Source organism: Deinococcus betulae, from assembly GCF_020166395.1.
GTDB lineage: Bacteria > Deinococcota > Deinococci > Deinococcales > Deinococcaceae > Deinococcus > Deinococcus betulae.
On the sequence record NZ_JAIQXU010000022.1, the window covers coordinates 70,949 to 79,797 of the forward strand.

Here is an 8,849-nt window from a genome sequence, read left to right on the forward strand (position 1 = left end):
GGTTCGCAGTGTAGGCGAGGGCCTGGGCCCCGAAGGTGGACAGAGGCACAGCCCGCCGCCGGGGTGCGGCGCTACACTGCCTGGCGATGAGGTCGCGTACCGCCAACCGCAGCGGCATTGTGCTCCGGCGGCGCGTGACGCCTGCCGGGGACATTCTGGTCACCCTGCTGACCCCACAGGGCAAATTAAAGGCCATTGCGCGCGGTGGGGTGCGCGGGCCACTGTCCAGCCGCCTGAACCTTTTTCACCATGTCGGCGTGCAAATCTATCAGACGCCGCAGAACGACCTGGCCACCGTCAAACAGGCGGTGCTTGAGGGTGCGCTGCCGTCGCTGGCGCAGCCGGGCCGCTACGCCTTTGCTCACCTGATGGCGGAATTTGCCGACGCCCTGTTTCAAGAAGGCGAATTCAGCGAGCAGGCGTTTGACCTGTTTGCTGGCGCGCTGCGCGGCGTGGCCCACCAGCCTGACCCCGAGTGGGTGGCGCTGGTCATGAGTTACAAATTGCTGGCCCTGGCCGGCTTCGTGACGCAGACGGCGCGCTGTGCCCGCTGCGGCGCCCCCGAGCCGGAGCATCCAGACCCGCTGGGCGGGCAGGTGCTGTGCCGCGCCTGCGCCGCGCTGCCGCCCTATCCGCCCGAGTCGCTGGCGTTTTTACAGGGCGCCGTGCGCCGCACCGTGCGCGAAAGCATGGCCCAGCCCCTCCCTGCCGACCAGCGCCCGGCCCTGTGGCGCGCGTTGGAACGGTTTGTCACGGTGCAGGTGGGCAACGTGCAGTCCTGGCGTCAGCTGGTGCCCACAGCCGTCAGCGCGATGCAAGACACCCTCCGCACGTCTGACGTGGCCTGAGTGAAGGAGCTGGGAGCGGAACTCAGCGTGGTTGAGGGGTATGATCCTCAGCCACGCTGAGGCGAACAGAGTGAGTCTCCGTCACAGACAGCGGCGAAAGTGGAGTTGAGGGGTGTTGGTGGCCCCTCAGTGGAATGGGCAGCCGCTATGAGAGCGCCGTCTGGCTCTTTCATATAGACTCCGATTCGACCTTCTACGAAAACGACGAAATTCGATCCGGGCGTGGAGTTGGTAAATCTCTGCCCTCCTGATAGACGGAAGCCGTAGCCGTTCAACCGCTGTTCATCAGCCATTGGCTCTGGTGCAGAACCCTGCCGGGGCGCTCATTCGAGAACTTTTGAAAACTCAGCTCTGAAAGCTCTATCTGCTGTGTGGGTGACCAGAGCTGTGACCCTACTCAGCTCAGAAGCGCACTGTAATGAGGGTTTTACTTCCGGCAGTGGCTCTGACTTGCAGCTCTACCTACTCACCCAGCGCGGCGATGGCGCCCAGCAGGGCCACTGGCGCGGTCTCGGCGCGCAGGATGCGTGGCCCCAGGGTCACGGCCTGCGCGCCGCGCGACACCAGGGCGGCCACCTCGGCGTCGGTCAGGCCGCCTTCGGGGCCAGTGATCACCGTTACGGGGGCAGTCCAGCGCAGCACCTCGGCCACCCGCAGCACCGACCCCGGCTGCGCGACCAGCACCTGCCCCTGGGGGGCAAAGGTGGCCAGAGGGACAGGCGCATGCACGACAGGCACCACGGCCCGGCGCGACTGCTTGCTGGCTTCCTGCGCCACGCGGCCGAGCCGCGTCAGTTTCTGGTCGCCTATCTCGCGCACGTCGGCGCGGGCCGTGACCAGCAGGCGAATCTCGGCCACGCCCAGTTCGGTGGCGGCGCGTACCACATCGGCCAGCTTATCGGCCTTCAGCAGGGCGGCGGCCAGGGTCAGTGGAAACGGCGTTTCGGCGGCGCCGCTGACCGCCTCGCCCAGGGTCAGCACCGCGCGGCCGGCGTCCAGCTCTAGCAGGGTGGCCCGCGCCTCGTGGCCCTGGCCGTCAAAGACGCGGACTCCGTCGCCAGCTTGTAGCCGCAGGACGTGCAGGTGTCGCGCCTCGGCGGGCCCCAGCGTCATGGTGGCCGCCAGTTCAGGGACCCGCAGGCGGTGGCGAGGCAGGGTCATGCGCTAGCGCGGGCCGTCACCAGTGCCCACTCGCCGTCTTCGCGCACCTGCACAGCGGTGAAGCCTTCACGGTCCAGCGCCTCCAGTACGAGCGGTAGTTTGCCGGTCAGAATGCCGGTCAGCACCAGGGGACCGTCGGGGCGCAGGTGACTGACATATTCTCCAGCCAGCAGGTCGTGCAGTTCGGCGTACAGGTTGGCCACCAGCACGTCATACACGCCGTCCGGCACCACGTCGCCGGGCAGGTCGTCGCCCAGGGTGCCTTCTAAAAACACGGCCCGGCCCGTGGGCACCCCATTCAGTTCGGCGTTTTCCTGGGCAATCGGAATGGTGATAGGGTCAATGTCCACCCCCAGCACGTAGGGCGCGCCCAGCAGCGCCGCTGCGATGGCCAGGACGCCGCTGCCGGTGCCGACATCCAGCACGGTTTGTGCCGTCAGGTCTAGGCCGCTCAACGCCTCAACCGCCATGCGTGTGGTGGCGTGGTGGCCAGTCCCGAATGCCATGCCCGGCTCAATGACCAGCGCGGTCTGTTTCGCCGGCACCTCGGCGCGCAGCCAGGGCGGCACGATGGTGACCCGCCCCGCCTGCACCGGGCGCAGGTTGGCCTTGAACTCGGCCAGCCAGTCCTGGTCAGCTTCACGGCGCCACTCGCCGTCGCGGATGTCGGCGGCCAGCTCGGTTTCCTCGTCAAAATAGGCCCGAATGACGCCGGTCCGCTCCTCCAGGCCCGTGGCCCCGGCCTGCCACAGCAGGTCCAGGTGGGCTTCGCGCGTCTCGAACGTTCCGGGGAGGTGGTACACCAGCATCCCGCCAGTCTAGGGCATGGCGTGGGCGGGGTCAGAACGTGCGGGGAAGCGCACCTATACTGACCAGGATGAAGCTCGCAATCGTTGGTGTGGGAAAACTGGGCCTGGCTCTGCTGGAGGGCGTGACGGCGCGCGGGGTCATCCCGGCAAACGAGATTGGCCTGCTGGACACCAACGCGCCGCGCGCCCAGGAGATTGCGGCCCGCAGCGGGGCGCGCGTGCTGGTGCCGGGCGACCTGGCCCGCGCCGAGCGCATCCTGATCAGCCTGCAACCGCGCGTGTTCCCCGAAGCCGCCGAGTGGCTGGCCCAGGAAAATGCCGGCTACATCTCCACGATGGCGGGCGTGAGCGTCACGGCGCTGACGCGGCGCCTGGGCACCAAGCGCGTGGTGCGCGTGATGCCCAATCTGGCGGCCACGATTGGCCTGAGTCAGACCGCCATCACCGGCCCGCGTGAGGCCGGAGACGCCGGGGACCTGGCTTTTGCCCGTACCCTCTTTGGCGCGGTAGGCGACACCTACGAATTGCCGGAACACCTGTTCAACGCCTTTACCGGCATGAGCGCTTCTGGCCCCGCTTACGCCGCTGTGGTGGCCGAGGCTCTGGCCGACGGCGGCGTGCGCATGGGCCTGCCCCGACCGCTGGCCAACGAACTGGCCGCCAAGCTGCTGGTGGGGGCCGGCGAACTGCTGCAGCGCCGCGCCCACCCAGGGCTGCTGAAAGATGAGGTTGCCAGTCCGGGCGGCACCACGATTGCGGGCCTGGCGGCGCTCGAAGCGTCTGGCGTGCGCGGCGGCCTGATTGAGGCGGTGGTGCAGGCCACCCGCCGGGGCACGGAGCTTGGCAAAGATCAGGACTGACACCTGGTGGGAGGGGAGCGCGGCTTCTCTCACCTTCTGTCAATAGAGGTGGCTTGCGGTGCTTTTCAAAGTCGCTGACTCGGAAAGGCTAGGACCGTAAGACTCTGGACGCCTTTCCACGCGGCTGTTCCCCACTTTCTTTGACTGTGCCCAAAAATCGGACCTATGAAAGCGCTTTCAGGTATGCTGTGGCATGCCTTCAGCCTTCTTTGCTCCGGCCCGCCGGGGGGCCACGCGCCGTTCATGACCCGCGCCGTGACCCTCAGTGAAGTGGCGCGGGAGGCGGGGGTTTCGCCCAGCACGGTCTCGCGTATTTTGAACGGCACGGCCCGCGTCAACGACGACAAGGCGCGGCAGGTGCGCCAGGCCATCGAGAAACTGGGCTACACCCGTAACGCCTTTGCGCGCAGCCTGGCGACCGGGTCGTCGGGCATCGTCGGCGTCCTTACGCCGGATATCGCCAGTCCCTTTTATAACGACGCCCTCAGCGGCATCGAGCGTGGCCTGATGGGCAGTGGCTTTTCGCCTCTGATTATCAGCGGCCACTGGCGCACGGGTGAAGAAGAGCATGCCGTGAGCCTGCTGCTTAACCGCCGAGTGGAGGGGCTGATTATTCTGGGTGGCCAGATGCCCGACCACGAGATTCGGGAGGTGGCGGCCCGGCTGCCGGTGGGCGTGCTGGGCCGCGAGGTGGATCTGAAGGACTGGGGCGGCGTGGCGCTGACCATGGACAACCGCCAATCGGCGCGCGACCTCGTGACCTATCTGGTGGGCCGGGGCCACCGGATAATTGGGCACATCAGCGGCCCGCAGGACCACACCGACGCCCGTGACCGCCTGCGCGGCTACCGCGAAGCGCTGGAGGAATGCGGCCTGCGCTTTCAGCCGTCGCTGGTGGTGCAGGGGGACTTTCAGGAGCCGTCTGGTCTGATCGGGATGCAGCGCCTGCTCAACCGCCACGCCGACCTGACGGCCATTTTCGCGGCCAACGACCAGATGGCCTACGGCGCCCGGCTGGCCCTGCACCGCCTGGGCCTGCGCGTGCCCGAGGATATGTCTCTGATCGGTTTTGACGACCTGCCGGGGTCGTCGTACACCACGCCGCCGCTGTCGTCGGTGCGCCAGCCAATGGCCGAGATGGGGCAGTGGCTGGCGCGGTACGTGCTGGGGCGCCTACGTGGCGAAACCCCCGAACCGTTCGCGCCCCGCCAGGAGCTGATGCTGCGCGAATCGGTCGCCAGCCGCCGGGGCACCCACTGATGGGCAGGGGAAGAGGTACAGATCTGGACGTGCCGGCCTCAAGTGAGGCTCAAGCCTCTTCAGGGCGCGGCACGGAGCAGGCTCTGACCTGCTCAGTGATTCCACGATAGATGTTCTAGGCCTGTCTTGCCGGAGCACAGTAAGCGCCTTGGGCGAGATGGCAGATGGAGAGGACGAGCCCTTGCCAGCCTTTAGAGCAGAGCGGGCTTGAGTTGGCGCTCAATCGCATGTTCGCAAGGCGAATTCAGCCCTTAGTCAGTCTCCAGACGATGGAATAAAGCAGAAGACTGCGAGTCATTTCAGCCTCTCCTGCACAGCCCTGCAAGTCTGCAGAGTCTGAGGCAATTGCTCCATCTGCACCCAAGAATAGAACTGTCACGATCAGGTGCTGCCTTGACGTTGCCGTGGGTCCACACGCTCGGCTCGCTCTCACCGCAGCCCCTTAGGCTCAGCGGGTCACCTGTTCACGAATGGCCTGCTGAACGGCTTTGGCATACAGCTGACCGGCCTCGTCCGGCGGATAGCCGCTGTGCCGCTCCCGCCGCAGCTCGAAAAAGAGGCAGGTGCGCAGCACGTCCAGGTCGGTGGGCAGTGCGCCGGTCCTGGTGTACTGGCTCAGGGTCGTGTTGGCAATGTCGGCGCAGCGCTCAAAGCTATTCCAGTGAGTGTATCCGTCGAAACCTGAGGCGAAGACTCGCCACTCCTGGTCATCCGTTGGCAAGTGCTCTGGACGCAAATCGGCCGAGGCGATTACTGGTGACATGGGTCAACCTATCGTAGGCGCGCGTTCGTTGGCTCTGAGGTGCCGGCATTGCTGAGGTGCTGACGGCGGCGCTGTCAAGGGGAGAGACCTTCAATCTCCCGGTTTGCACTTGACTTCACCCGCTTCGCGTCCGCTCTGGGGTAGGTGTGACACGTAGAACGGAAAGAGAGGGGCCAGCCCTCGTACACCCGGTTGTAGTTGAGGTTGACGCTGATGTCGTCGCGCTGCATGGTGACATTTTCCTTGACCTGGGTGACATCGGTGAAGCCGGCGGCGGCCACTGCTGACCGGATGGCTTCGAGCTGACCCGCGACATTACCTTTCGGGGCCTTCATGCTGCCACCACCGACGTACCGCTGACCGATGCCGCCTGGGCACGATGCCCAGCGGCCTGTGGCTTTCAGATCGGTGCCCCCCAGCGCTCTGGCGGCCGCAAGCATGGCGTCGCGGGCAGCATCAACCGCGGCCTGCTCGGTGGCCTGGGCTGAGCGCTCGTCACGCCCTAACGAGCAGGCCGAAAGCAGCGCCGCGAGGCCCAGCAGGGTCAGGGATGGGCGGGCACGTTGAGAGCGGAACGCCAGCATAGCCGCATCATAGGCGTGAAGCTGCCTGCTTCAGTCCTGGCCTCTTCAGGCGTGGCTGTGTCTTGGCCCTCTTGATACGGTGGCATGGTGCCGTTTCGACCACTTGAAGAAGACCAGCCGAATGTCAGGGTCTCCTGCCGCGCCTGTCAGTGGCGGTGGACCATCTATATGCAGCAACTGGGGCTTCCCCTGACGTGCCCGTCGTGCGGTGCAGTCGCGCCGCCACGGTATGAGGGGACCACGGCAGCAGGCAGTGGAGGCCAGGTGACGTTCAGCACCTTTAAGCAGCTGCTCAGTCAGCCGGGCACTTCAGCGGAGTTCATTGGCCTGGTCGAACATCTGCTTGACCTCCGGCCTGAGGCTGACCTCGGGTTTGTGGATGCCGCTGGACACGCTGTTGAGCTTGAGGAAGTGCATTACCGCATTCAGGGTCAGGCGGCGTGGCAGGCCACGCTGTACAACCGCGCGATGAACCACATTCGTTGACACGGTGCGGCCGAACCTTGTTCACCACTCTAGGCTGGTGCGGCGAGGCAGCGAGCGCAACCCAAGACAACTGTGGACGACACAACCTGATGCCGTCCTGGGCCGATGCAGGTTGGTCGCCACAGTTCATGCTGAACGCGGCGTCATCTCAATCTCCAGAAGTCTTATGAGCGTCAGGGGATGCTATGGAGCAACTTCGTTATAAGCTCTGTCCTTCTGCCATGAGTGGCCTTGGAAGGCGGATGCCTCAGCGTCCATGCGGATACTTGGCCACCAATGAATTCTTTCGCACATCGCTGGCCCTGTCAGCCGCTAGGCTAGGCGCCGATGACCGCGCGCCGTGCCCGACTACTGCTTGCCTGCCTCCTGCTGCCCGCAGGGGCGCAGGCCCTGGCTCCAGATGCCACCTATTATCCCCGCCGACCAGGAACGCGCTGGGTGTACAGCAGCGGCGAAACGCAGGTGGCCGGGGCGCCAGTCGTTCACCGGGGCGTCACCGTGACTCCAGTCAGTCACCAGTACGGCGCCACCACCTTCTCACAGGATCTGTTAGAACACCGCGCCGACGGCAGCGTGTGGCTGCGCGGCGTGAATACGGGGGGGCGCCTGACGTGGTACACGCCGCCTCTGAACATCTACCCACCCGGCCCCTTGCGCCCTGGCATGACCTGGCAAAGCGCCGCCGCTGGGGTCATTCAGCGCTCGCTCGTAACGGGCGTGGCGCCGCTGACCACGCCTGCGGGCGCCTTTAACGCCCTGAAAATCCGCACCGAGACCACAGCCGGCGGCAAGGTCAGTGCCCAGACCAGCTACTTTGTGCCCACGGTGGGCGTGGTGCGTTTTGACACCGCCGACGGCAGCGTGATTCAGCTGGTGAAATAACGCCCGGCAAGGCTGACGGGCAGCGGCGGCTCATTCACCCTGAGGCTAACCACAGCCCGCACGGCTGTTAGCACCGCTGTCTGTTTCGGCCACTCTTCGCCCCAGTACGGTTAAGGAGTGATGCTCTCAACTGCTCTGAGGGCCTGTAAAGGCGGCTGGTAAGTGGGGTTGAGCAGGGCGGCCATACATAGGTGTGCATCACAACTGGAGGGAGCAGAAGCTCCTGGTCCGCTCACTGCACTTTGCAACCTGCTCTATTTGGGGCGGCGAGCGCGGTAGGTTAGCAGGGCGGCATACATCTTGGTGCGGGCCTGGGCACCGCGCCAGAAGCCGCGTTTCTTTTCCTTGACCACCTGGGCCACGTTGGGGAGCGCCATGTACGCCCACCGCGCCCCAGTGACCTTGAGGTGGCGGGTAATGGCCGGTTCAGGCCAGCGCTCGGCGCCCAGATCGGGCACGCCCAGCAGCCACGCGCGGCGGCAGGCACGCTGGCCGCTCAGGTGAGGGGTCAGCTTGTTGCCCCAGTCAGTCACAAAACCGCCGCCCTCGAATACCCCGATGCTCATGTCCAGGACGCCGCTTAGCACAGGCCCGCACAGGCGCTGCAGGTGGTCCAGGGTTAGGCCGGTCAGGTCGGCGTCCAGCAGCACCACGGTCTCGGCGGTGGCTGCCTGCAACCCGGCCAGCAGCGCCGCGCCCTTGCCGCCGTTCTCGGGCAACTCCACTACCTGCGCGCCCGCCACGCGGGCGGCTTGGGCGGTGCCGTCGCAGCTGCCGTCCGACGCCACCACCACCTGCGGCGTCAGTTCCAGGGCCACGCGCACCACGGCGCCCACGGTGTCGGCCTCGTTGTAAGCGGGGATCACCACCGCCAGAGACGGGGCAGAGGAAGCGGCCATCGGCATGCCGCCTATGGTAAGGGATGAAGCCAGAGGCGAAACGGCCTGAGCTCTGAGGCCATGCTGTCACAGCGCCTCTGGGCCGGTATGGCGCTCCTGTCGTGCTGGCCTATGACGCGTGAGTGCGGTGTGCGGCCGCCTCTGTTTACCTTTCTCAGGGGGAGTGCAGGGCTCTTGAAGTTTGGTCCTTCAGTAGACCAGGGGCGGGTGGGCTAGCCGCACTCAGCCGGCCTCTGCGACTGGAGAGGAGCCTTCGCAGAACGGCTGGTGGCGCTCCACTGTTAGGAGAACCTGCTC

At 66.0% G+C, this 8,849-nt stretch carries 10 protein-coding genes; 5 read left to right on the forward strand and 5 right to left on the reverse strand.

Annotation, left to right across the window (positions count from 1 at the left end; translation table 11 throughout):
* The first annotated feature begins 86 nt into the window (after nt 1-86).
* Complete coding sequence (recO, locus tag K7W42_RS16060; RefSeq protein WP_224575862.1) at nt 87-848, forward strand: DNA repair protein RecO; 762 nt, start codon at nt 87-89, stop codon at nt 846-848.
* 462 nt (nt 849-1,310) lie between these two features.
* On the opposite strand, the gene K7W42_RS16065 is transcribed toward recO, so the two are convergent.
* A complete protein-coding gene (locus tag K7W42_RS16065) occupies nt 1,311-2,009 on the reverse strand; it encodes a 16S rRNA (uracil(1498)-N(3))-methyltransferase (RefSeq protein WP_224575863.1) in 699 nt (232 codons plus the stop codon).
* Nucleotides 2,006-2,818: a 50S ribosomal protein L11 methyltransferase gene (locus tag K7W42_RS16070; RefSeq protein WP_224575865.1), complete on the reverse strand. Its 813-nt coding sequence runs from the start codon at nt 2,816-2,818 to the stop codon at nt 2,006-2,008. Before K7W42_RS16070 ends, K7W42_RS16065 begins: the two co-directional genes overlap by 4 nt.
* Before the next feature lie 68 nt (nt 2,819-2,886).
* Here K7W42_RS16070 and proC point away from each other — a divergent pair, with 68 nt between their 5' ends.
* Together proC and K7W42_RS16080 are read left to right on the forward strand one after the other, a co-directional pair.
* Nucleotides 2,887-3,678 (forward strand): pyrroline-5-carboxylate reductase, encoded by a 792-nt coding sequence (gene proC, locus K7W42_RS16075; RefSeq protein ID WP_157459464.1) that lies wholly within the window; start codon nt 2,887-2,889, stop codon nt 3,676-3,678.
* Nucleotides 3,679-3,921: 243 nt separating this feature from the next.
* A complete protein-coding gene (locus tag K7W42_RS16080; RefSeq protein WP_224575866.1) occupies nt 3,922-4,938 on the forward strand; it encodes a LacI family DNA-binding transcriptional regulator in 1,017 nt (338 codons plus the stop codon).
* 448 nt (nt 4,939-5,386) lie between these two features.
* Here the strand turns inward: K7W42_RS16080 and K7W42_RS16085 are convergent, their stop codons facing one another.
* Both K7W42_RS16085 and K7W42_RS16090 read right to left on the reverse strand, forming a co-directional pair.
* Nucleotides 5,387-5,701: a hypothetical protein gene (locus K7W42_RS16085; RefSeq protein WP_224575867.1), complete on the reverse strand. Its 315-nt coding sequence runs from the start codon at nt 5,699-5,701 to the stop codon at nt 5,387-5,389.
* Nucleotides 5,702-5,775: 74 nt separating this feature from the next.
* Nucleotides 5,776-6,285 carry a hypothetical protein gene (locus K7W42_RS16090; RefSeq protein WP_224575868.1) on the reverse strand — a complete coding sequence of 170 codons (510 nt, stop codon included), beginning with the start codon at nt 6,283-6,285 and terminating at the stop codon, nt 5,776-5,778.
* Nucleotides 6,286-6,549: 264 nt separating this feature from the next.
* Between K7W42_RS16090 and K7W42_RS16095 the strand changes: the two genes are divergently transcribed.
* Nucleotides 6,550-6,771: a hypothetical protein gene (locus K7W42_RS16095; RefSeq protein WP_224575869.1), complete on the forward strand. Its 222-nt coding sequence runs from the start codon at nt 6,550-6,552 to the stop codon at nt 6,769-6,771.
* A 327-nt stretch (nt 6,772-7,098) separates the two neighbouring features.
* Complete coding sequence (locus K7W42_RS16100) at nt 7,099-7,653, forward strand: hypothetical protein (RefSeq protein ID WP_224575870.1); 555 nt, start codon at nt 7,099-7,101, stop codon at nt 7,651-7,653.
* Nucleotides 7,654-7,907: 254 nt separating this feature from the next.
* Here K7W42_RS16100 and K7W42_RS16105 read toward each other — a convergent pair whose 3' ends face one another.
* Entirely contained in the window at nt 7,908-8,558 is a 651-nt protein-coding gene (locus tag K7W42_RS16105) for a glycosyltransferase family 2 protein (RefSeq protein ID WP_224575871.1), read from the reverse strand.
* Nucleotides 8,559-8,849 lie beyond the last annotated feature (291 nt).

What these genes read in the sequence shown, in the direction of transcription:
- recO (WP_224575862.1), top strand. Translation starts at nt 87, where the DNA reads ATGAGGTCGCGTACCGCCAACCGCAGCGGCATTGTGCTCCGGCGGCGC.
- proC (WP_157459464.1), top strand. Translation starts at nt 2,887, where the DNA reads ATGAAGCTCGCAATCGTTGGTGTGGGAAAACTGGGCCTGGCTCTGCTG.
- K7W42_RS16090 (WP_224575868.1), bottom strand. Translation starts at nt 6,285, where the DNA reads ATGCTGGCGTTCCGCTCTCAACGTGCCCGCCCATCCCTGACCCTGCTG.
- K7W42_RS16070 (WP_224575865.1), bottom strand. Translation starts at nt 2,818, where the DNA reads ATGCTGGTGTACCACCTCCCCGGAACGTTCGAGACGCGCGAAGCCCAC.
- K7W42_RS16065 (WP_224575863.1), bottom strand. Translation starts at nt 2,009, where the DNA reads ATGACCCTGCCTCGCCACCGCCTGCGGGTCCCTGAACTGGCGGCCACC.
- K7W42_RS16085 (WP_224575867.1), bottom strand. Translation starts at nt 5,701, where the DNA reads ATGTCACCAGTAATCGCCTCGGCCGATTTGCGTCCAGAGCACTTGCCA.
- K7W42_RS16105 (WP_224575871.1), bottom strand. Translation starts at nt 8,558, where the DNA reads ATGCCGATGGCCGCTTCCTCTGCCCCGTCTCTGGCGGTGGTGATCCCC.
- K7W42_RS16080 (WP_224575866.1), top strand. Translation starts at nt 3,922, where the DNA reads ATGACCCGCGCCGTGACCCTCAGTGAAGTGGCGCGGGAGGCGGGGGTT.
- K7W42_RS16100 (WP_224575870.1), top strand. Translation starts at nt 7,099, where the DNA reads ATGACCGCGCGCCGTGCCCGACTACTGCTTGCCTGCCTCCTGCTGCCC.